Source organism: Paraburkholderia sp. GAS38 (assembly GCF_050434965.1).
In the GTDB taxonomy this organism is placed as follows: Bacteria; Pseudomonadota; Gammaproteobacteria; order Burkholderiales; family Burkholderiaceae; genus Paraburkholderia; species Paraburkholderia phenazinium_A.
This window is the reverse complement of record NZ_JBNDJO010000001.1, coordinates 902,214-924,619: the sequence shown is the minus strand read 5'-3', so window position 1 is coordinate 924,619 and position 22,406 is coordinate 902,214. Positions and strand designations below refer to the sequence as shown.

The following is a 22,406-nucleotide window of genomic DNA, read 5'->3' as shown; positions in this document are numbered from 1 at the left end:
GGCATGAAAAGCGGGGAGTCGTCGGGATTTCGTCTTTACGCACTGAATGTTTTTGCGTAATATGGCGTTCAGTCACGCGATTCCCTTCAGGAATATCGCTGCTCCGTCCGGCTGGGTATGGCTCGATTGCCTGTTTCGCCTCCCCCCGGTGCGTGCTCCCATCAATATGACCGATCAGAATCGGGCGAGCGCGTCTTCAGTTCCACATCGTCTGTTTGATCCGGTTCTTTGACCACAGGGTCTGACCTAGCTGCATGAATACCCAAGAGGCGAAGATCGTCCTCGAGACTGCCTTGATCTGCGCGCAGGAGCCTTTAAAGCTCGGTGATCTGCGCAAGCTCTTTGCCGACGGCGTGTCGGCAGATACGGTTCGCACGTTGCTCGAAGACCTGAAGCGGGATTGGTCTGGACGGGGTGTGGAGCTGGTCGGGCTGGCGTCGGGCTGGCGTTTTCAAAGTAAGCCTGCGATGCGTTCGTATCTGGATCGTCTGCATCCCGAGAAGCCGCCGAAATATTCGCGCGCCGTTCTCGAGACGCTGGCGATTATTGCGTATCGGCAGCCCGTCACGCGCGGCGATATCGAAGAGATTCGCGGTGTGACCGTGAACACGCAGGTCGTGAAGCAACTCGAGGATAGGGGCTGGATCGAAGTGATCGGCCATCGCGACGTGCCGGGCCGTCCCGCACTGTATGCGACCACCCGGCAGTTTCTCGACGACCTCGGTCTGAAGGCGCTCGACGAATTGCCGCCGCTGGACGATCCGTCGGCGCAGCTGAACGCCGACCTGCTCGGCCAGCATGCAATCGAGTTTCCTGACGCGGTCGCGCAGGGCGATGGCGAGGAGGCCGTCGCCGCGATTGACGCAGCCGCGAACGATATAGACATCGGGGTGGCTGAAGAAGCGGGGGAAGACGAGGCAATCGCTGCCGACCTCGGCGTCGCAGCCAGCCTTGACGCAGAAGAGACGCCGGCAGCTGTGGAGCCGCCCGTAGCAGCGGCTTTGAACAGTGCCCACGACACCGTCGAGCCAACGTTTGTCGAGCCCGCTGATGCCTCTGCTGGTCACGCTGAAGGGCAGACCCCGGCAGGAACGGAGATGGCGGGCGAGTCGGCAGCTGGCGAGCCGGAAACGGTCGACGACATGGCCGCCGGCACGCCCAGCGAAGCACGCGCAGAACCGCAAGCTGACGCCGCTGCAAGCGCCGCAAGCACAGCAAGCACAGCAAGCGACGCTCACGCTGCACAAGATCAGGATCCGGTCTCCCAGGCCGGTCCCGCAATACCCGCGCACGATTCGGGCGAGTTCCGCAGTACGGAGCACGTCGTCGAGTCGAACCCGACACGTGTGGCGCACAGCGATCCAGAAGATCGCCGCGATGCTGCACAGGACGCGGGCGTACTGACCGACGACGAAAACGAGTCGCGCAGCGCCTGACGTAACGAACTTTTGCCGCGCCCGCAACGGGCGCGCGCGACCTGACATTTTGAGGTTGTTTTGACTGATACCCACGATACCGATTCGTCCGAATCCGAGCACGCCGTGCAATCCGCGCGCGCCGGCGAAACGCGTACTTCGCAAGCACCGGCGGGCGACTCCGATCGCCCGGCGCACGCAGAAGGCGCAGAGGGCGAAGAACGTCCGCGCCGCGGACTGCGCCGCGGGCCGCGCAGCCTGATCGCACGTCGTCGCGCGGGAGCCAAGAACAAGGGCGCGGAAGGTTCGTCCGAACCGGTCGTGACGGAAGCGCCGCCGGACGGCGAAGTGGTCGCGCAGGTGCGCATGCCGCGCAAGGAACCGGGCTCGAAGGGCCAGGGCCCGCGCCGCAACGCCGGCGCCAGGCGCGAAGGCGCGGCGAACCGCGAGGGTGGCCCCCGCGAAGGCGGCCAGCCGCGTGAAGGTGGCCGGCCGCGTCAGAACCGGCGCGGCGATGCGCCGGCCGCTGCGGCTGCACCGGCCGCGGACGCCAGCCAGGACGATCTGTTTTCGTATGTGACCTCACCCGCGTTCGACGCGGACAACAGCGCCACCGGCGGCGTACGCGCCCCGATGCTGCGCCGTGGCAAGCCGGCTGCGCCCAAGCGCGTGCTGTCGCCGGACGACGACGCCCCCAAGCTGCACAAGGTGCTCGCCGAAGCGGGCATGGGCTCGCGCCGCGATATGGAAGAGCTGATCATCGCGGGCCGCGTCTCGGTCAACGGCGAGCCGGCTCATATCGGCCAGCGCATCATGCCGACCGACCAGGTCCGCATCAACGGCAAGCCGGTCAAGCGCAAGCTGCAGAACAAGCCGCCGCGCGTGCTGCTGTATCACAAGCCGACGGGCGAAATCGTCAGCCACGCGGATCCGGAAGGCCGTCCGTCGGTCTTCGACAAGCTGCCGCCGATGAAAACCGCCAAGTGGCTCGCGGTCGGCCGTCTCGACTTCAACACCGAAGGTCTGCTGATGCTGACCACCTCGGGCGACCTCGCAAACCGCTTCATGCACCCGCGTTACAGCGTCGAGCGCGAGTATGCGGTGCGGGTGGTCGGCGAGCTGGCCGAAGGGATGCGCCAGAAGCTGCTGCACGGCGTCGAACTCGAAGACGGTCCGGCGAATTTCCTGCGCATCCGCGATGGCGGCGGCGAGGGCACGAATCACTGGTATCACGTCGCGCTGGCCGAAGGCCGCAACCGCGAGGTGCGCCGCATGTTCGAAGCAGCCGGCCTGATGGTGAGCCGCCTGATCCGTACCCGTCACGGTCCGATCTCGCTGCCCAAGGGCTTGAAGCGCGGTCGCTGGGAAGAGCTTGAAGACAATCAGGTGCGCAGCCTGATGGCGTCGGTCGGCCTGAAGGCCACCAGCGAAGAGAAGGGTGGTCGCAGCGCGGCCCCCGAGCGCAAGCAGCCCGATCCGATGCAGACCTCGATGGGCTTCATCAATCGTGAGCCGGTGCTGATGTCGCATGGTCGCTTCGACCAGCAACCGCCGCGTGGCGGCGGTCCGCGGCGCGGTGCGACGGGCGGCGGGTTCGGCGGCGGCGCGGGTGCGGGCTACGGCCGTGGCGCCGGTCGCGGCGCGAGCACCGGTTTTACCGGCCCGATGAGCAGCGGCAGCGGCGCGAACACGCCGCGCGGCGGTGGCGGCCGTGATGTCGACGGCAATCGCGCACCTTCGGGCAATGGCAATCGTGCCGCAGGTGGCGGTGCCGGCAAGCGCGCCGGCGCGCCGGGCGGCAACCCCGGCGGCGGTGGTGGGCGCGGTCCGGGCAGCAACCGTGGCGGCGGCCCGAACCGTTCGGGCGGCGGCAATCCGAACGCCGGCGCCAATCGCGGCGGCGGCGCTCCGCGCGGCCGTTCGCGCGGCCGCTAGACGGTGATGGGCTGGTGACTGGCCGGCGCGCGCGTCGCGCTGCCAGCGGCAGATTCACCCAGCATGGCGGCAACGCGTGTCGTGCACGCGAACACGCTATGCTGGATAGGGGCACGATCCTCTCGCGATCGAACCCCTTGAGTCTCGCCGGACAGCTTGCAGGAGGCGCTTCACACCGCCATCCGCATCAAAGATTGCAGTGAAATCAAGCGGAAATGCGTAGTTTGCGCGTGCCGCCGGTTTGCGTTTGTCCCGAAAAATGGCTACAATCGCAGAGTCGCTGGGCGTGCGGCTTTTCATGTGCGGCTCAGATGCGACCACCGGCAATAAGATGATGGGCGTTTCGCCCATTTTTTTTTGCCGCTTCAGTTTGTGGTTCGGCATCTCGGGTAGCAGGAACGTGCGCCGGCTTGGCGCGCGGCCCGCAGGTTGTTTGCAGGTAAAACCGGCAGGCTTGCCGCGCGAACATCTTAGAGGGCACTGTGCAACTGACGGAACTGATTGAAACCACGGTCGTGGGTCTCGGCTACGAGCTCGTCGATCTGGAGCGCACCGGGCGCGGCATGCTGTGTATCTACATCGACCAGCCGGCCGGCATCGCAATTGAAGATTGCGAAAAGGTCACGCGTCAGCTCCAGCACGTTCTGACGGTCGAAAATATCGATTACGAGCGGCTTGAAGTGTCGTCGCCCGGTCTCGACCGCCCGCTGAAGAAACTGGCGGATTTCGAACGCTTCGCAGGCAGCGAAGTGGCAATTACACTGAAAAAGCCATTGGACGGACGGAAATCGTACCGGGGCATCCTGCATGCGCCCGAAGGCGAAACGATCGGTCTGGAATTTGAAGGGAAGGAAGGCGCCGCGATGCTCGATTTCACGCTCGCGGACATCGATAAAGCACGCCTCGTTCCGAAAGTTGACTTTAGGAGCCGCAAACAATGAGTCGCGAAGTGTTGATGCTGGTGGATGCGCTGGCACGCGAGAAGAACGTCGATAAAGACGTGGTATTTGCCGCGCTTGAAGCGGCTCTCGCTTCGGCCTCCAAGAAACTCTTCGAAGAAGATGCGGACATCCGCGTCCATATCGACCGTGAAAGCGGCGAGCACGAAACGTTCCGCCGCTGGCGCGTGGTGCCGGACGAAGCCGGTCTGCAAGAGCCGGATCAGGAAATCCTGCTGTTCGAAGCGCGTGAGCAGAAGCCCGATGCGCAGCTCGACGAGTTCATCGAAGAACCGGTGCCGTCGATCGAATTCGGCCGGATCGGCGCGCAGGCCGCCAAGCAGGTGATCCTGCAGAAGGTGCGCGACGCCGAGCGCGAGCAGATCCTGAACGACTTCCTGGAGCGCGGCGAGAACATCATGACCGGCACGGTCAAGCGCCTCGACAAGGGTAACTTCATCGTCGAGTCGGGCCGTGTCGAAGCGCTGCTGCGCCGCGACCAGCTGATTCCGAAGGAAAACCTGCGCGTGGGCGACCGCGTGCGCGCCTATATCGCCAAGGTCGATCGCACCGCTCGCGGTCCGCAGATCGAACTCTCGCGTACGGCGCCCGAGTTCCTGATGAAGCTGTTCGAGATGGAAGTGCCGGAAATCGAGCAAGGCCTGCTCGAAATCAAGGCCGCCGCGCGTGACCCTGGCGTGCGCGCCAAGATCGGCGTGGTCGCTTATGACAAACGCATCGATCCGATCGGCACCTGCGTCGGTATCCGCGGTTCGCGCGTGCAGGCCGTCCGTAATGAGCTCGGTGGCGAAAACGTCGACATCGTGCTATGGTCGGAAGATCCCGCCCAGTTTGTGATCGGCGCGCTCGCGCCGGCAGCCGTGCAGTCGATCGTCGTCGATGAAGAAAAGCATTCGATGGACGTCGTCGTCGACGAAAACGAACTGGCGGTCGCAATCGGCCGCAGCGGCCAGAACGTGCGTCTTGCCAGCGAACTCACCGGCTGGCAGATCAACATCATGACGCCGGACGAATCTGCGCAAAAGCAGAATCAGGAACGCGGTGTTCTGCGTGACCTGTTCATGGCGCGTCTCGATGTCGACGAAGAAGTGGCTGACATCCTGATCGACGAAGGCTTTACGAGCCTCGAAGAGATCGCTTATGTGCCGCTCAACGAGATGCTCGAGATCGAAGCGTTCGACGAAGACACCGTGCACGAACTGCGCAATCGCTCACGCGATGCGTTGTTGACGATGGCCATCGCAAATGAAGAAAAGGTCGAAAACGTAGCGCTCGACCTGAAGAGCCTGGACGGCATCGACGCCGACCTGCTCGCGAAGCTGGCGGAACACCAGATTCACACGCGTGACGATCTGGCCGAGCTGGCTGTAGATGAATTGGTCGAGTTGACCGGAATGGAAGAGGATGCCGCTAAGGCGTTGATCATGAAAGCACGTGAACATTGGTTCCAGTGAGAAATGACCATGGCGCACTAAATTGAAGCGGCCGTCAGGCCGCATGACAAGATGCTAACCGCAAGGAATCGGTCCTTGCATTAAGAGGAATGAATGGCGAGTAACAACGTAGCCCAATTTGCCGCGGAACTGAAAATGCCTGCAGGCGTGCTCCTTGAGCAGCTTCAGGCAGCAGGCGTCACAAAAGCGAGCGAAGACGACACCCTGTCCGAGACGGACAAGGCGCGTCTGCTCGACCACTTGCGCAAGTCTCACGGCTCGACTGATGCGGACAAGCGCAAGATCACGCTGACGAAACGGCATACGTCGGAGATCAAGCAATCCGACGCGACGGGTAAGGCTCGTACCATTCAGGTCGAGGTGCGCAAGAAGCGCACGTTCGTCCGCCGCGATGAAGCGGGTGGCGAAGGCGGCGATGCATCGAATCATGTGGCCGAGGCCGACACCGATACGGACGAGCTCGAACTTCAACGTCGCGAGGAAGAAGCGCGTCACGAAGCCGAGCTGCTCGAAAAGCAGGCTCAGGAGCTGAAGGCCCGTCAGGAACAGCTCGAGCGCGAAGAGGCAGAGCGCCAGGCGCGCGAGCAGGCGGCCGAAGCCGAGCGTCGTCGTGCGGAAGAGGAAGCGGCGAAGAAGCGTGCCGCCGCTGCAGCGGAAGCTGCCGCGCAGAAGAAGGCCGAGAAGGTCGAAGAGGCTGTGCAGGTTGCCCAGCCCGCCGCCGCTGCACCGGCTGCCGCCAGCGAGCAGGACGATGAACGCGCCGCGGCAGAACGTGCCGCGCAACGCGAAGCCGCGAAGAAGGCGGAAGACGCAGCGCGTCAGGCCGCGGAAAAGACGCGCGCCGAGCAGGAAGAAGTCAGCAAGCGCCGCGCCAAGGCAGAAGCCGAAGCACGTGCGATTCGCGAAATGATGAACACGCCGCGCAAGGCCCAGGTCAAGGCGCCGGAACCGGCGCCGGCGGCCAAGCCGGTTGAAGCGCCCAAGGCGGTGGAAGCCAAGGGTACGCTGCACAAGCCGGCCCGTCCGGAAGGCTCAGCGCCGGCACGTCCGGCCGCGAAGAAGCCGGCAGCGGCAGCACCGGCTGCTACGACGGCGCCGTCGGCTGGCGACAAGAAGAAGCCGGGCGCAGGCAAGGGCGGCTGGCAGGACGACGCAGCGAAGCGCCGCGGCATCAAGACGCGTGGCGATACGAGCGGCGGTGTCGATCGCGGCTGGCGCGGCGGCCCGAAGGGTCGCGGCAAGCATCAGGATCAGAACACCACGTTCCAGGCGCCGACCGAACCGATCGTGCGTGAAGTGCATGTGCCGGAAACGATTACGGTTGCCGATCTGGCTCACAAGATGGCCGTGAAGGCGTCGGAAGTCATCAAGTCGATGATGAAGCTCGGCCAGATGGTCACCATCAACCAGATGCTGGACCAGGAAACGGCGATGATCATCGTCGAGGAACTGGGCCACCACGCGGTTGCAGCCAAGCTGGACGATCCGGAAGCGATGCTGGTCGAAGGTGGCGAAACCACCGACGCCGAACTGCTGCCGCGTCCGCCGGTGGTGACCGTGATGGGTCACGTCGACCACGGCAAGACCTCGCTGCTCGACTACATTCGCCGCGCCAAGGTGGCTGCGGGTGAAGCGGGCGGGATTACGCAGCACATCGGCGCCTACCACGTGGAAACGCCGCGCGGCGTGATCACGTTCCTCGACACGCCGGGTCACGAGGCCTTCACGGCCATGCGTGCGCGCGGCGCCAAGGCTACCGACATCGTGATTCTGGTGGTGGCAGCCGACGACGGCGTGATGCCGCAGACGAAGGAAGCGATCGCCCACGCGAAGGCCGGCGGCGTGCCGCTCGTCGTCGCGATCAACAAGATCGACAAGCCGGATGCGAATCTGGAACGCGTCAAGCAGGAACTGGTCGCGGAAGGTGTCGTGCCGGAAGAGTACGGTGGCGATTCGCCGTTCGTGTCGGTGTCGGCCAAGACCGGCGCGGGTATCGACGACCTGCTCGAAAACGTGCTGCTGCAAGCCGAAGTGCTGGAACTGAAGGCACCGGTCGACGCACCGGCCAAGGGTCTGGTTATCGAAGCGAAGCTGGATAAGGGTAAGGGTCCGGTGGCAACGATCCTGGTCCAGTCCGGTACGCTGAACCGCGGCGACGTGGTGCTCGCAGGTAGCGCGTATGGCCGCGTGCGCGCCATGCTCGACGAAACCGGCAAGCCGACCAAGTCGGCCGGCCCGTCGATCCCGGTTGAGATTCAAGGTCTGTCGGAAGTGCCGCAGGCTGGCGAAGAAGTCATCGTCATGCCGGACGACCGCAAGGCGCGTGAAGTCGCACTGTTCCGTCAAGGCAAGTTCCGCGACGTCAAGCTGGCCAAGCAACAGGCCGCCAAGCTCGAGAACATGCTGGAACAGATGGGCGAAGGCGAAGTGCAGTACCTGCCGCTTATCGTCAAGGCCGACGTGCAAGGTTCGCAGGAAGCGCTGGTGCAATCGCTGCAAAAGCTGTCTACCGACGAAGTGCGCGTGCAGATCGTGCACGGCGCAGTGGGCGGCATCAGCGAAAACGACGTCAACCTGGCAACGGCCTCGAAGGCGGTCATCATCGGCTTCAACACCCGGGCGGATGCTCAGGCGCGCAAGCTGGCGGAGTCCAACGGTATCGACATTCGCTACTACAACATCATCTATGACGCTGTGGATGAAGTGAAGGCCGCGATGTCGGGCATGCTGGCGCCGGAGAAGCGCGAAGTCGTGACCGGTATGGTCGAAGTGCGTCAGGTCTTCAAGGTACCGAAGATCGGTGCAGTGGCCGGCTGTATGGTCACGGACGGCTTCGTCAAGCGCTCGTCGTCGGTGCGCGTGCTGCGCAACAACGTCGTGATTCACACGGGCGAGCTCGATTCGCTCAAGCGCTTCAAGGACGACGTCAAGGAAGTGCGTCAAGGCTTCGAGTGCGGTATGTCGATCAAGAACTTCAACGACATCGTCGAAGGCGACCAGTTCGAAGTCTTCGAAGTCACCGAAGTCGCGCGTTCGCTGTAATTCAGGCGCAACGCTAAAGGGGCGGGGCGGGCGCTTGGCGCCTTGCGCCGCCCCTTGTTTTTTGCCTGCGCCGTTTGTGTGCGCTCGTGCTTGTGCCTGTGTTTGCTCGCGTTTGTTCGTGATTTCCCGCTGAAGCAGACGCGAACCTCATTGCTATCCGCCAGAGCGGATTACGGATTCACCATGCCTAAGAAACGTTCTTCCCCCAATCGCAACGTGCAGATCGCCGATCAGATCCAGCGCGACCTGTCCGATCTGCTGCGCGAGGTCAAGGACCCGCGCATCGGTATCGTCACGATCCAGAGCGTCGAGCTGACGCCGGACTACGCACATGCCAAGGTCTTCTTCACCACGCTGACGGGCGACCCGCAGCAGACGCTGGAAGCACTGACGCACGCGGCCGGTCATCTGCACAATCAGCTCTTCAAGCGCCTGCATATCCACACGGTGCCCACGCTGCATTTCCATTACGACAAGACCATCGAACAGGCCGTGGAGATGTCGCGCCTGATCGACGAAGCGAACGCGAGCCGCGCGAAAGAAGATTGATCGCTTTCGCGCGAATCTATAGCTGCGTTGCCGACTCTCCGTTCGTCCTCAATTTTCTGACATGACCGCACCTCAACGGCCCCGTGTGCCGCGTCGCGTGCTCGACGGCGTGTTGCTGCTCGACAAGCCCATCGGCCTGTCGAGTAACGACGCGCTGATTCGGGCCAAGCGTCTCTATCTGGCGAAGAAGGCCGGCCATACCGGCACGCTCGACCCGCTCGCTTCCGGTTTGCTGCCGCTGTGTTTCGGCGAGGCGACCAAGTTCTCGCAGGATCTGCTCGAAGCCGATAAGACCTATGAGGCGACGATGCGCCTCGGCATCCGCACGGCCACCGGCGACGCCGAAGGCGAAGCGATCGAGACGCGCGAGGTCACGTGCGACGAGCCCGCGGTCGTAGCGGCAATGGCGCGCTTTCGCGGCGATATCGTGCAGGTGCCGCCGATGTATTCGGCGCTCAAGCGCGACGGCAAGCCCTTGTACGAATACGCACGCGCTGGGCAGGTGGTGGAGCGGGCGGGGCGCCCGGTGACGATTCATGTGCTCGAGATGCTGGCCTGCGCCTTGCCGGACGTCACGTTTCGCGTGACCTGCAGCAAGGGGACGTATGTCCGCACGCTGGCTGAGGATATCGGCGAAGCGCTTGGTTGCGGCGCGCATCTGGTGGCGTTGCGGCGCACCGGCGTCGGTGCGCTGACGCTGGAGAATGCGGTGACGCTCGATGCGCTGTCCGACGCTGCGGAAGGCGAGCGCGATCGATGGCTGCAGCCGGTCGACGCGTTGCTGTCGACGTTCCCGCCGGTGGCGCTCGATGCCGAGGCGACACGCCGGTTTCTGCATGGCCAGCGGCTGCGTCTTGCCGATCTGATTCTGAGCGCCGAGGCGGCGAATGCCGAACGCGTGCGAGTCTATGCGGCAGACGGCCGATTGCTGGGCGTCGCGAAACTGGGCGAGGGCGTGTTGGCGCCGGAGCGGTTGGTGGTGACCGCAGAGACCGCGGGGACCTGAATAGCGTCGTTCCACGCGCAGAGACAAAAAAGGCGGTACCGCAGTGATGCGGTACCGCCTTTTTCTTTGCTGCGAGCCTGCCTGCTTCGAAGACGGTGCGCCAAACACTGACTCACGCACCGTCACTTCGTGACTGCTTCCCTCAACTCAGTGCGCCGCCGCCGCTGCCGCGCCTGCGTCGCCACCCGCACGCTCGGGCCGCGTGATCCAGATCAGCGCAATCAGCGCGACGAAGATCCCCGCCGAGATGAAGAACAGATCGTTCACCCCCAACTGCGCCGCCTGTTGCGTCACCATGTTGTTGAAGAGGCCGTACGCTTGCGGCTGACTCAAGCCGGCCGCACCCATCTGACGAATCGACTGATCGAATACCGGGTTGTACGCATTGGCCTGAGCGGTCAACTGCGCGTGATGCATGATGGTGCGGTGATCCCAGGCGGTCTGGAAAATCGACGTGCCGATGCCGCCGCACATGATCCGCACGAAGTTCGACAGCCCCGACGCCGCCGGAATCCGGTTGCCCGGCAGGCCCGACAGCGTGATCGACACCAGCGGAATGAAGAACCCGGCCATGCCGATACCCTGGATCAAGGTGGGCAGCAGCAGCGAATAGGTGTCGACACCGGTCGTATAGCGCGAGCGCATCCAGAAGCACAGCGCGAACACCAGGAACGAGGCCGTGGCGATGTAGCGTGGATCGGTACGCGGCAGGATCTTGCCGGTGATCGGCGAGAGCAGCACCGCGAAAAAGCCCACTGGCGCCATCACGAGACCGGCGTTGGTGGCGGTGTAGCCCAGATCGGTTTGCAGCCACAGCGGCAACAACACCAGATTGCCGAAGTAGAGCCCGTAACCGATCGAGAGCGCCACCGTGCCGCCGGTGAAATTGCGCCTGCTGAAGAGCGACAGGTCGACCACCGGATGCTCCGCGGTCAGTTCCCAGACAATGAAGAACGCGAGCGCAATCACCGCCGTCAGCGCCAGTATCACGACCGTGGTCGAGGCGAACCAGTCGAGGTCCTTACCCTTGTCGAGCATCACCTGCAGCGAGCCCACCCAGATGATCAGCAGGGCGAGTCCCACGCCGTCGATCGGCGCCTTGCGGATCACCGAATCGCGCTTGCGGAAGATCGCCCACGTGGCGATCGCGGCGACCGCGCCGACGGGGATGTTGACGTAGAAAATCCACGGCCACGAGATATTGTCCGAGATCCAGCCGCCCAGAATCGGGCCCGCCACCGGCGCAATCAGCGTGGTCATGGCCCACATCGAGAGCGCCATGGGCGCCTTCGCGCGTGGGTAACTGGCGAGCAGCAGGGTTTGCGACAGCGGAATCATCGGGCCGGCCACGGCGCCTTGCAGCACGCGCGAGGCGAGCAGGAAGGGCAGCGTGGGCGCGAGGCCGCACATCCACGACGAGATCACGAACAGGACGATCGACGCCATGAACAGGCGCACCTGGCCGATGCGCTCGGTGAGCCAGCCGGTCAGTGGCACGGAGATCGCATTCGCCACCGCGAACGAGGTGATCACCCATGTGCCCTGATCGGACGAGACGCCGAGGTCCCCGGAGATGGACGGAATCGACACGTTCGCAATCGAGGTGTCGAGCACGTTCATGAAAACGGCGAGCGACACCGCGATAGTGCCGATCACCAGTTGCGCACCCTCTAACGGCGGATGAGGGATTTGCGCTTGAGCCTGAGCCATGTATGAGAAACCTTGTTTAAACGTGGCGCAGCTTTACATCGCCTTGGCAGGCGCCTTCGTGTCGTGGTCGGCCGATTTCTGGGCACCACCGTTCGGGCCGGCGTTTTCAGCAATCACGCGGGCGATCTCGGCGTCGGCCTCGTCGCCGTACTTGTCGAACACGTTGGTCTGATACACCGTGTTCTGTGCGTCGCCCAACTGGCCGCCGCTTTCGTCCTTGATGCTGACGTCGACATTCATCGACAGGCCGATGCGCAGCGGATGCTTTTCGAGCTCTTGCGGATCAAGCTGGACCCGCACCGGCAGGCGCTGCACGACCTTGATCCAGTTGCCCGTCGCGTTCTGCGCCGGCAGCAGCGAGAACGCCGAGCCGGTGCCGGCCGAGAAGCCGACCACCTTGCCGTGGAACACCACCGACGAACCGTACACGTCGGCGGTCAGTTCGACCGGCTGGCCGATGCGCATGTGTTTCAGTTGCACTTCCTTGAAGTTGGCGTCGACCCACACGCCGTTCAGCGGCACGACCGCCATCAGCGGGTTGCCCGGCGAGACGCGCTGACCCACCTGCACCGAGCGTTTCGCGACGTAGCCGGTGACCGGCGCCGGCAGCGTGTTGCGGGCATTCGCGAGGTACGCGTCGCGCACCTTGGCGGCAGCCGCTTCGACGTTCGGGTGATCGGCGATCGTCGTGTTGGCGGTCAGCGCGCGGTTCGAAGCGAGCTGCTGTTTGGCGGCGTCGAGCGCGGCCTGGGCGCTCTTCACGGCGTCGCGGGCGTGGGAGATTTCTTCCTGCGACACGGCGCCGGTCTGGGCCACCGTCATACGGCGGCGCAGGTCGTCCTGGGCGCGTGACAGATCCGCCTCGCGCACTTCAACCTGCGCCTGGTACTGGTTGTCGTCGGCGAACAGGCCGCGCACCTGACGCACGACCTGGCCGAGATTGGCTTCCGACTGTTGCAGCGCGACGCGCGCATCGGCCGGATCCAGCACGACGACCGGATCGCCCGCCTTGACGGTCTGGGTGTCGTCGGCATTGACCGCGATGACCGTGCCGGTGACTTGCGGCGTGATCTGCACCACGTTGCCGTTCACATACGCGTCGTCAGTCGACTCGTGGAAGCGCGCAACGAGGAAGTAGTACAGCCCGTAGGCGATCGCGGCAATCAGGATCACGATGACGAGGAGCGTCATCATGCGCTTGCGTTTGCCGTTGTTCGCCGGTTGTGCGCTGGCAGCGGGTTGCTGGGGGGTGCTCATTGATATGCTCCGTATTCTCTCAATCTGCGTCGTTTATTCGGGTGGGCATTCGGATTCAGTTCGCTGCCGCTGCTTGTGTGGTCTGCGTTACGGGTGCTGCCTGTGCTGCCGGCGCCGCCTGGCCCGCAGGCACCGCGGACGCGCCGGCCGGTGCATCGGTCGGCACCACGAGACCGGTCTGGGTGGCGTCGAAACCGCCGCCCAGCGCCTTGATCAGGCCGATCTGCAGGTCGCGGCGGCGCATCTTCAGGTTCGTCACCGTCTGTTCGGCGGCAAGGCGATTCTGGTCGGCGGTCAGTACCTGCAATTGCTCAGAGAGGCCGGCCTTGTAGCGGATCACGGCCAGCTGGTAAGCCTTGGTCGACGCGTCGAGTGCGCGCTGCGCGTCGCCCGACTGCTGGTCGATCGAGCGGATCGAGGTGATCTGCGTGGCCACATCCGACAGCGCGTTGATCAGCGTCTGGTTGTAGTTCGCCACGTCGAGGTCGAAGTCGGCGTAGCGGCCCTTCAGCTGCGAGCGCAAGGCGCCGGCGTCGAAGATCGGCAGGTGAATGGCCGGCCCGAGCTGCATGTTACGGCTCGATGCCGTGAGGAATTTGCCCCAGCCGAACGCATCGAAACCGAGCCCGGCCGACAGGTTGATGTCCGGGAAAAACTCCGCCTTGGCTTCCTTCACGTCATGCATCTCGGCTTCGACCTGCCAGCGTGCGGCCACGATATCCGGGCGGCGCGACACCAGATCGGCAGGCACGTTGTCCGGCAGCGTGACCACGTTGCCGGCCGTCAGAACCGGCTTGGCGATCTGCAGCCCACGATCCGGCCCCTTGCCTAGCAGCGCGCCGAGCTGGTAGCGCACGGTGGTGATCTGGCCGTCGAGGTCGGTCAGGTTGGACTGGCTCGTGGCAATGTTGCCGTTCGCCGTCTGCCGCTCGACATTGGTGTCGAGGCCGGCGAGAACGCGGCCATTGGTGATCCGGCCGATATCCTGGCGGTTGGCGATTTCGCGCGCGGCGATGTCGCGCAGCGCGTACAACTGCGCGAGCTGGTTATAGGTGCTGGCGACCGACGCCGCGAGCGTCACGCGGGCCTGCTGCATGTCCGCTTCGGCGGCTTTTTCCTGCGACACGGCCTGGCCGAGGCGCTCGCGATTCTTGCCCCACAGGTCGAGATCCCACGAGGCGCTCGCCAGCACGTTGTTCTCGCTATACCAGGTGCCGCCGTAGGGCGGCGGATAGATCGAGTTGGTCGAGAAGATCTCGCGGTTCCACGAATAGCTGCCGTTGACCTTCGGATAGAGCGCCGAGCGCGAGCTTTCGATGTACGACGAGGCCTTGGCGAGGCGCGCCTGCGCCTGGGCGATCGACGGGCTGCCTTCCAGCGCCTCCGCGATCAGTTGAGGCAGTTGCGGGTCGCCGAACTGGTTGGCCCAGTCGAGCGACGGCCACTGGCCGCCCTGCGCCGGCAGGCTCTGGCTGGATTCGTACTGCGCCGGCGACGACATCTGCTTGTCGCTCTTGATACCGATGTAGTTCGCGCACCCCGTGAGGGCGAGCGCCGCCACCGCTGCGGTGACGGCGGCCCGGCACGACAGCGCGGGCGCGGACAGGGAAAGGGATTTCATCGCTCGACTCTTTGCGTGTGAGTGGAATGTAATGATGGACGCTGCAATCAGTCTATGACGATTTGCCGTCGGGATTTATTGTCGTGTCACGGGTTATGCCCGATAGATCGCAGCCGCTATTGCTCAGGACGCGGCGCAGCATGCTCTTCAGAAAACCGACTTCTTCCGGTGTGAAGCCCGACAGCAGGTTGTCGGTCACGCTGTTGAAGATGGCCGGCATACGTACCGCAATGTCCCGGCCTTCCGGTGTCAGCGCGAGCCGTACGACCCGCCGGTCTTCGATGCTGCGCACCCGGGTAAGCAGGCCGCGCTTTTCCAGCCGGTCCACCAGACGGGTCACAGCGCTGGCGTCGATACCGTATTCACGGGCCAGTTCCGCGGCAAGCAGGCACTTGCCGCTCGCTACCATGAACAGGATGCTGGCCTGCTGGCTGGTGATGCCGAGCTCGGCCATGGTGCGCTGGGTGACGAGGCCCGCCATGGTCGATCTCGTACGCGCAATCAGATAGCCGACGCTTTCGCCTAGCTGATAGGCGCTGATTTCCGGCGGTGACGTAGAGGTCTGATCCGTCATGATTCTCATGCGATTGCAATGGTTGACTAAGCAGGATTATAAGGGCCGGTTAGTTGACGCGGCAAGCGTTATTGCAGCTTAGGCAAGGATCCTTAGTCACTCAAGCTATTAAATAGACGGCATCTTTGTGCGAGACTCGGGCCGGCAGGGCCGTCCGCACGGGCCCTCAGGGCAGGTGGTTGGGGTGAGGAAATGAAAGGCAGTCTGTCAGGCGAGGGGTGTGCCGCGGTGGGGGCAGGCAGGGGTGGATGACGGCGAGTAAGGGAATACCAGAGAACCTTAATCTGCGCGTGCTACAATATTGGGTTCCCAAAAGTGCGCTTTGGGCTTTGTTGGCTTTGTACACAATGCTGCAGCTGGCGCACTCAACTGTCTTCAGGTTCCTATGACTCGCGCCCTACGCAACATCGCCATTATTGCCCACGTCGACCACGGCAAGACCACACTCGTCGACCAGCTGCTCCGTCAGACTGCCACGTTCCGCGACAACCAGCAGGTTGTCGAGCGCGTGATGGACTCGAACGACATCGAAAAGGAACGTGGCATCACGATCCTGTCGAAGAACTGCGCGGTCGAATACGAAGGTACGCACATCAACATCGTCGACACACCGGGCCACGCCGACTTCGGCGGCGAAGTGGAGCGCGTGCTGTCGATGGTCGACTCGGTGCTGCTGCTGGTCGACGCCGTTGAAGGTCCGATGCCGCAAACGCGCTTCGTGACGAAGAAGGCGCTGGCCCTCGGCCTCAAGCCGATCGTGGTCATCAACAAGGTGGACCGCCCGGGCGCGCGGATCGACTGGGTGATCAACCAGACCTTCGACCTGTTCGACAAGCTGGGCGCAACCGACGAACAACTCGATTTCCCGATCGTCTACGCATCGGGCCTGAACGGCTATGCGGGCTTGACCGCCGACGTGCGCGAAGGCGATATGCGTCCGCTGTTCGAAGCCGTGCTGCAGCACGTGCCGGTCCGCCCGGCGGATCCGGAAGCGCCGCTGCAGTTGCAGATCACCTCGCTGGACTATTCGTCGTACGTCGGCCGTATCGGCGTGGGCCGTATCACGCGTGGCCGTATCAAGCCGGGCATGGCTGTGGCCGTGCGTTCGGGTCCGGACGGCGCGATCCTCAACCGCAAGATCAACCAGGTGCTGTCGTTCAAGGGCCTCGAGCGCGTCCAGGTGGATTCCGCTGAAGCCGGCGACATCGTGCTGATCAACGGTATCGAAGAAATCGGCATTGGCGTGACCATCTGCGCACCGGAACAGCCGGAAGCGCTGCCGATGATCACGGTGGACGAGCCGACCCTGACGATGAACTTCCTCGTGAATTCGTCGCCGCTGGCTGGCCGTGAAGGCAAGTTCGTGACGAGCCGCCAGATCCGCGACCGTCTGTTCAAGGAACTGAACCACAACGTCGCGCTGCGCGTGAAGGAAACCGGCGACGAAACCACGTTTGAAGTGGCGGGCCGCGGCGAGCTGCACCTGACCATTCTGGTGGAAAACATGCGCCGCGAAGGTTACGAGCTGGCCGTGTCGCGTCCGCGCGTGGTGATGCAGGAAATCGACGGCGTGAAGCACGAGCCGTACGAAAACCTGACGGTCGACATGGAAGACGGCCACCAGGGTGGCGTGATGGAAGAGCTGGGCCGCCGCAAGGGCGAAATGCTCGACATGGCGTCGGACGGTCGTGGCCGTACGCGTCTTGAGTACCGCATTTCGGCGCGTGGCCTGATCGGCTTCCAGTCGGAATTCCTGACGCTCACGCGCGGCACGGGTCTGATGAGCCACACGTTCGACTCGTACCAGCCGGTGAAGGATGGCGCGGTTGGCGAGCGTCGTAACGGTGTGCTGATTTCGCAGGACGACGGCGCCGCGGTGGCCTACGCACTGTGGAAGCTGCAGGATCGCGGCCGTATGTTCGTGTCGCCGGGTGAGCCGCTGTACGAAGGCATGATCATCGGCATCCACAGCCGCGACAACGACCTGGTCGTGAACCCGATCAAGGGTAAGCAGCTGACCAACGTGCGTTCGTCGGGTACCGACGAAGCGGTGCGCCTCGTGCCGCCGATCCAGATGTCGCTGGAATACGCGGTGGAATTCATCGACGACGACGAGCTGGTCGAAGTCACGCCGCAATCCATCCGTCTGCGCAAGCGCTATCTGAAGGAACATGAGCGTCGTAGCGCGAGCCGTAAGGGCGCAGTGGACTGAGCGTGTGCCGGGCGCGTCGAGGCAGGTTTTTTCTGACTTCAACGCCGCGGTTTGTATGAACAAAAAAGCCGTTCCGGGCATGCCCGGAACGGCTTTTTGTTTAGTGGTTCATGCCGGACTCCTTCGCCCGGTCAGTTATCCTAGCTGGTCGACGACGCTCCTCGCTTGAGCTCAATATGAGGGGGGACGGAGAGATTAGGCTCGGGAAGCATTCTGTCAGGGGCAGGGACCGTAAGTGTTTGAGGTAGTGCGGCCCAATTGCCCGAATTGGGCGGACTAAAAAATGACACGCTGTCCGGCGCAGCACCGTCGCCGATCTCGGAGAAAGCTGAATCCATATATTGTCGCAAGGCGGTTTCCATTCGGTCCTGATTCTCGTAGGTGAACACACCGTTGTTCGGGTCGAAGATGGCATACCGCGCCGGGGCCGAGCTTCCGTGAGCGCCTGCCTCCTCGGGAAGCCGCTGTACCATCAACGCGTGACCGTTAATCGGTGGCTCCATCGCCTCGGCGGGTTGAATGGACGCGTGTATCAATGCGAGCCCCCCCGGAGGCATATTGCGCATGCTGCTCATAAGGCCAGCTATGCGCCCGGTACGCGGCGTTAACCCGTCCGCATTGAAAAACGAGGTAGAGGAAAGGCGGTAATTCGTTAGTCCGAGGTTGGTTGGGTTGTCCTGGAATGACTCGATATTGTTGTAGAACTGTTCTGCGTCCGCCTTGTGGCTACTCTTCATATCGGTGATCATGCTGCGGACCGCAGTTGGCAAGTCTGCCGTTCCCCCGGGGATGCCAGCGTTGCGGTCGATGCGACGCATCGCGTCGCGAACGATGCCTTCGCATAATCCTTTCCCTTCGTTGCCTCGGGTCTCTGCGCGGTCGTTTTGATCGAATTTGACGTACGACGTACTGCCGTCCTTGAGAGCGTCGCCGCCTCGACATTCCCGAAACTCCGATCGCGCGCACGCTCCTAGTACTCCGCCGCGCTTTTCCCGGCTCTGCGTGTCGCCTTTGGCCGCGTAGTGTCGCTGGTCATCTCGCCCCGCTGCAAACTGAAGCGGGGTGTCCGATTCTGCGAACATTCTCGGCTGACCCCGCTGCGCTAGCGCGGACTGCACCGCGTCGGCGCGTGTGTCCTGGGGTAGGGTTCCGACAGAAGTGCTCGTGTATTGGGAAGTGAGTTCCATTTGCTGATCCTTCTAAAGTAAAAAATGCATACAGACCGACTGCACGCAACCCGACAGCGGGGCCGACCGTTCGGCGCCTGTGAGCGCCAATCCCGCGGCCGTGTTGCGTAGAGCTAGTGTGAGCAAATGGCTGCGGGCGAGGTGTTGAATAGATAGGGTGGAGAAGCAGTGGGGCCGATCTGGACGCGAACGCGGGGCCTGCATCAGACGTAGATGGATGCAGGCGTACAGCGTTGATTGCGTGGGAAGAAGTTCGCTGGTGCAGCGCAACAGGCGCCGCCCCGGTCCCATTTTGAGATTTGCAGAACAGTATTGCGCGCTTTGTGAAGGTGGCTGAAAGCCTGTTGCGGCGGGCCTTTGCGGCGCTGTGTCTGCTATCTGCACTATCTGTTATGTGATATGCTTCCGCGGATGCAAGTTAAGGTCCTTCCAAGCAAGACTTGATTCGCGCAATCCGCCAAACGGTCAGGCCGTGTCGCGGAAGGTTTCGGTAACCCGCTATTTCTCGAGAAACTCGAAGAAAGGTGAGCGTAAAAATGATGAAGCAATTCCAGTCGAACTCCTATCTGTTCGGCGGCAATGCTCCGTACGTAGAAGAAATGTACGAAGCGTATCTCGATAATCCGGCGTCAGTGCCCGAGAACTGGCGCAGCTATTTCGACGCGTTGCAGAACGTTCCTGCATCGGATGGCAGCAATGCCAACGACGTGGCCCATGGCCCGATCGTCGAATCGTTTGCGCAACGGGCCAAGGCCAACGCCTTCATCCCGCGCACCGCAGCCGGCGGCGAAGATCTCGCTACCGCACGCAAGCAGGTCTACGTACAGTCCCTCATCGGCGCATATCGCTTCCTTGGCACGCAATGGGCCAATCTCGATCCCCTGAAGCGCCGCGAACGTCCCGCCATTCCCGAACTTGAACCCGCGTTCTACGACTTCACCGAAGCCGACATGGACCAGGAGTTCAGCGCGACCAATCTGTATTTCGGTTTCGAGCGCGCCTCGCTGCGGGAAATCGTCAAGGCGCTGCGCGACACGTACTGCGGCACGATCGGTGTCGAGTACATGTACCTCAGCGACCCGGAACAGAAGCGCTGGTGGAAAGAGAAGCTCGAGTCGATCCGTTCGACGCCGAATTTCTCGAACGACAAGAAAAAGCACATCCTGAATCGCCTGACGGCCGCTGAAGGCCTCGAGCGCTTCCTGCACACCAAGTACGTCGGCCAGAAGCGCTTCTCGCTGGAAGGCGGCGAAAGCTTCATCGCCTCGATGGACGAAGTCGTGCGCCACGGCGGCGCTCGCGGCGTTCAGGAAATCGTCATCGGCATGGCTCACCGTGGTCGTCTGAACGTGCTGGTCAATACGCTCGGCAAGATGCCGGCTGACCTGTTTGCCGAATTCGAAGGCAAGCACGTGGACGACCTGCCGGCCGGCGACGTCAAGTACCACAAGGGTTTCTCGTCGGACGTCTCGACCGAAGGCGGCCCGGTTCACCTGTCGCTCGCGTTCAACCCGTCGCACCTTGAAATCGTCAACCCGGTGGTCGAAGGTTCGGCCAAGGCCCGGATGGACCGTCGCGGCGACGACAGCGGCCTGCAAGTGCTGCCGGTGCAGATCCACGGCGACGCGGCTTTCGCGGGCCAGGGCGTCGTGATGGAAACGCTGAACCTCGCGCAAACGCGCGGTTACGGCACGCACGGCACGCTGCACATCGTCATCAACAACCAGATCGGCTTCACCACGTCGGATCCGCGCGACTCGCGCTCGACGCTGTACTGCTCGGACGTCGTCAAGATGATCGAAGCACCGGTGCTGCACGTGAACGGTGACGATCCTGAAGCGGTGGTGCTGGCTACGCAGCTCGCCATCGACTTCCGGATGCAGTTCCACAAGGACGTCGTCGTCGACATCGTCTGCTTCCGCAAGCTGGGCCACAACGAGCAGGACACGCCGGCGGTCACGCAGCCGCTGATGTACAAGACGATTGCGAAGCACCCGGGCACGCGCGCGCTGTACGCTGAAAAGCTGGTGCAGCAAGGCGTGATCACGGCCGCGGAAGGCGACGAATTCGTCAAGGCGTACCGCAAGGCGATGGACGAAGGCCACCACACCGTGGACCCGGTTCTGTCGAACTACAAGAGCAAGTACGCGGTCGACTGGGTGCCGTTCCTGAACCGCAAGTGGACCGACGCTGCGGACACCGCAGTGCCGCTCGCCGAACTGAAGCGCCTCGCCGAGCGCATCACCACGATCCCGGAAAACTTCAAGGTTCACCCGCTGGTCGAACGCGTCATCAACGACCGTCGCGCGATGGGCCGTGGCGAAGCGAAGCTTGACTGGGGCATGGGCGAGCATCTGGCATTCGCGTCGCTGGTCGCGTCCGGCTATGCCGTGCGCCTGACCGGTCAGGACTCGGGCCGCGGCACGTTCACGCACCGTCACGCGGTGCTGCACGACCAGAACCGCGAACGCTGGAACGACGGCACGTACGTGCCGCTGCAGAACATCTCCGAAGGTCAGGCGAAGTTCACGGTGATCGACTCGGTGCTGTCGGAAGAAGCCGTTCTGGGCTTCGAATACGGCTACTCGACCGCTGAACCGAACACGTTCGTCGCATGGGAAGCGCAGTTCGGCGACTTCGTGAACGGCGCGCAAGTCGTGATCGACCAGTTCATCTCGTCGGGCGAAGTGAAGTGGGGCCGCGTCTCGGGTCTCACGATGCTGCTGCCGCACGGCTACGAAGGCCAGGGTCCGGAGCACTCGTCGGCGCGTATCGAGCGTTTCCTGCAACTGTGCGCAGACCACAACATGCAGGTCGTTCAGCCCACCACGCCGGCGCAGATTTTCCACCTGCTGCGCCGTCAGATGATCCGCCTGTTCCGCAAGCCGCTGATCGTCGCCACGCCGAAGTCGCTGCTGCGTCACAAGGAAGCCGTGTCGGACCTGTCCGAACTGGCGAAGGGCGCGTTCCAGCCGATCATCGGCGAAGTGGACGAAGCGGTCGAAGCGAAGAAGGTCAAGCGCGTGGTGGCCTGCTCGGGCCGCGTGTACTACGACCTCGTCGCACATCGCCGCGAAGCGAAGGCCTACGACGTCGCGATCATCCGTATCGAACAGCTCTATCCGTTCGCGCACAAGCAGTTCGAAGCGGAAATGAAGAAGTACGACAACGCAACCGAAGTGGTCTGGGTGCAGGACGAGCCGCAGAATCAGGGCCCGTGGTTCTACATCGAGCATCACCTGAAGGAAGGCATGAAGGACGGCCAGAAGCTGGCCTACAGCGGCCGTCCGGCGTCGGCTTCGCCTGCGGTCGGCTACTACGCGAAGCATTACGAGCAGCAGAAGGCGTTGGTCGAAGGGGCATTCGGCCGTCTCAAGAGCGCATCGATCGCTAAATAACCACCAGAACCGAACCGGGAAAGCGCAGGGCGCTTTCCCGCGCCGCGTCTGAAGGTTCATACACGGTTCGCAGACGGTTCGTAGTCA

At 63.2% G+C, this 22,406-nt stretch carries 14 protein-coding genes; 9 read left to right on the top strand and 5 right to left on the bottom strand.

What is annotated here, in order from left to right; all coding sequences use genetic code 11:
* Nucleotides 1-254 precede the first annotated feature (254 nt).
* From scpB to truB, 7 genes are all read left to right on the top strand, one after another.
* Nucleotides 255-1,436 carry an SMC-Scp complex subunit ScpB gene (scpB, locus tag P3T42_RS03955; RefSeq protein WP_429305223.1) on the top strand — a complete coding sequence of 394 codons (1,182 nt, stop codon included), beginning with the start codon at nt 255-257 and terminating at the stop codon, nt 1,434-1,436.
* 60 nt (nt 1,437-1,496) lie between these two features.
* Nucleotides 1,497-3,350 (top strand): 23S rRNA pseudouridine(2605) synthase RluB, encoded by a 1,854-nt coding sequence (gene rluB / locus P3T42_RS03950; protein WP_429305222.1) that lies wholly within the window; start codon nt 1,497-1,499, stop codon nt 3,348-3,350.
* A gap of 482 nt (nt 3,351-3,832) precedes the next feature.
* On the top strand, nt 3,833-4,291 hold the full coding sequence (gene rimP, locus P3T42_RS03945) for a ribosome maturation factor RimP (protein ID WP_074298148.1): 459 nt from the start codon (nt 3,833-3,835) through the stop codon (nt 4,289-4,291).
* On the top strand, nt 4,288-5,763 hold the full coding sequence (gene nusA, locus P3T42_RS03940) for a transcription termination factor NusA (protein ID WP_074298150.1): 1,476 nt from the start codon (nt 4,288-4,290) through the stop codon (nt 5,761-5,763). Before rimP ends, nusA begins: the two co-directional genes overlap by 4 nt.
* Nucleotides 5,764-5,856: 93 nt before the next feature.
* Complete coding sequence (gene infB, locus P3T42_RS03935) at nt 5,857-8,805, top strand: translation initiation factor IF-2 (RefSeq protein ID WP_429305221.1); 2,949 nt, start codon at nt 5,857-5,859, stop codon at nt 8,803-8,805.
* Between the two features lie 183 nt (nt 8,806-8,988).
* Nucleotides 8,989-9,354, top strand: coding sequence for a 30S ribosome-binding factor RbfA (gene rbfA, locus P3T42_RS03930; RefSeq protein ID WP_074298154.1), 366 nt, complete (start codon nt 8,989-8,991; stop codon nt 9,352-9,354).
* Between the two features lie 61 nt (nt 9,355-9,415).
* Nucleotides 9,416-10,360, top strand: coding sequence for a tRNA pseudouridine(55) synthase TruB (gene truB, locus P3T42_RS03925; protein WP_429305220.1), 945 nt, complete (start codon nt 9,416-9,418; stop codon nt 10,358-10,360).
* A 147-nt stretch (nt 10,361-10,507) separates the two neighbouring features.
* Here truB and P3T42_RS03920 read toward each other — a convergent pair whose 3' ends face one another.
* The 4 genes from P3T42_RS03920 to P3T42_RS03905 are packed head-to-tail and all read right to left on the bottom strand — an operon-like array spanning nt 10,508 to nt 15,522.
* A complete protein-coding gene (locus tag P3T42_RS03920; protein WP_074298158.1) occupies nt 10,508-12,070 on the bottom strand; it encodes a DHA2 family efflux MFS transporter permease subunit in 1,563 nt (520 codons plus the stop codon).
* Nucleotides 12,071-12,103: 33 nt separating this feature from the next.
* Nucleotides 12,104-13,327 carry an EmrA/EmrK family multidrug efflux transporter periplasmic adaptor subunit gene (locus P3T42_RS03915; RefSeq protein ID WP_074298160.1) on the bottom strand — a complete coding sequence of 408 codons (1,224 nt, stop codon included), beginning with the start codon at nt 13,325-13,327 and terminating at the stop codon, nt 12,104-12,106.
* Nucleotides 13,328-13,382: 55 nt separating this feature from the next.
* Entirely contained in the window at nt 13,383-14,948 is a 1,566-nt protein-coding gene (locus P3T42_RS03910) for an efflux transporter outer membrane subunit (protein ID WP_429305219.1), read from the bottom strand.
* A gap of 52 nt (nt 14,949-15,000) precedes the next feature.
* On the bottom strand, nt 15,001-15,522 hold the full coding sequence (locus P3T42_RS03905) for a MarR family winged helix-turn-helix transcriptional regulator (RefSeq protein WP_074298164.1): 522 nt from the start codon (nt 15,520-15,522) through the stop codon (nt 15,001-15,003).
* 385 nt (nt 15,523-15,907) lie between these two features.
* On the opposite strand from P3T42_RS03905, the gene typA reads away from it, so the two are divergent.
* Nucleotides 15,908-17,734 carry a translational GTPase TypA gene (gene typA, locus P3T42_RS03900; RefSeq protein WP_074298166.1) on the top strand — a complete coding sequence of 609 codons (1,827 nt, stop codon included), beginning with the start codon at nt 15,908-15,910 and terminating at the stop codon, nt 17,732-17,734.
* Nucleotides 17,735-17,874: 140 nt separating this feature from the next.
* Here the strand turns inward: typA and P3T42_RS03895 are convergent, their stop codons facing one another.
* Complete coding sequence (locus tag P3T42_RS03895) at nt 17,875-18,921, bottom strand: hypothetical protein (protein ID WP_429305218.1); 1,047 nt, start codon at nt 18,919-18,921, stop codon at nt 17,875-17,877.
* A gap of 536 nt (nt 18,922-19,457) precedes the next feature.
* Here P3T42_RS03895 and P3T42_RS03890 point away from each other — a divergent pair.
* Entirely contained in the window at nt 19,458-22,319 is a 2,862-nt protein-coding gene (locus tag P3T42_RS03890; protein ID WP_074298170.1) for a 2-oxoglutarate dehydrogenase E1 component, read from the top strand.
* The last annotated feature ends 87 nt before the right edge of the window (nt 22,320-22,406 follow it).

What these genes read in the sequence shown, in the direction of transcription:
- scpB (WP_429305223.1), top strand. Translation starts at nt 255, where the DNA reads ATGAATACCCAAGAGGCGAAGATCGTCCTCGAGACTGCCTTGATCTGC.
- nusA (WP_074298150.1), top strand. Translation starts at nt 4,288, where the DNA reads ATGAGTCGCGAAGTGTTGATGCTGGTGGATGCGCTGGCACGCGAGAAG.
- infB (WP_429305221.1), top strand. Translation starts at nt 5,857, where the DNA reads ATGGCGAGTAACAACGTAGCCCAATTTGCCGCGGAACTGAAAATGCCT.
- rbfA (WP_074298154.1), top strand. Translation starts at nt 8,989, where the DNA reads ATGCCTAAGAAACGTTCTTCCCCCAATCGCAACGTGCAGATCGCCGAT.
- truB (WP_429305220.1), top strand. Translation starts at nt 9,416, where the DNA reads ATGACCGCACCTCAACGGCCCCGTGTGCCGCGTCGCGTGCTCGACGGC.
- P3T42_RS03920 (WP_074298158.1), bottom strand. Translation starts at nt 12,070, where the DNA reads ATGGCTCAGGCTCAAGCGCAAATCCCTCATCCGCCGTTAGAGGGTGCG.
- P3T42_RS03915 (WP_074298160.1), bottom strand. Translation starts at nt 13,327, where the DNA reads ATGAGCACCCCCCAGCAACCCGCTGCCAGCGCACAACCGGCGAACAAC.
- P3T42_RS03910 (WP_429305219.1), bottom strand. Translation starts at nt 14,948, where the DNA reads ATGAAATCCCTTTCCCTGTCCGCGCCCGCGCTGTCGTGCCGGGCCGCC.
- P3T42_RS03905 (WP_074298164.1), bottom strand. Translation starts at nt 15,522, where the DNA reads ATGACGGATCAGACCTCTACGTCACCGCCGGAAATCAGCGCCTATCAG.
- typA (WP_074298166.1), top strand. Translation starts at nt 15,908, where the DNA reads ATGACTCGCGCCCTACGCAACATCGCCATTATTGCCCACGTCGACCAC.
- P3T42_RS03895 (WP_429305218.1), bottom strand. Translation starts at nt 18,921, where the DNA reads ATGGAACTCACTTCCCAATACACGAGCACTTCTGTCGGAACCCTACCC.
- P3T42_RS03890 (WP_074298170.1), top strand. Translation starts at nt 19,458, where the DNA reads ATGATGAAGCAATTCCAGTCGAACTCCTATCTGTTCGGCGGCAATGCT.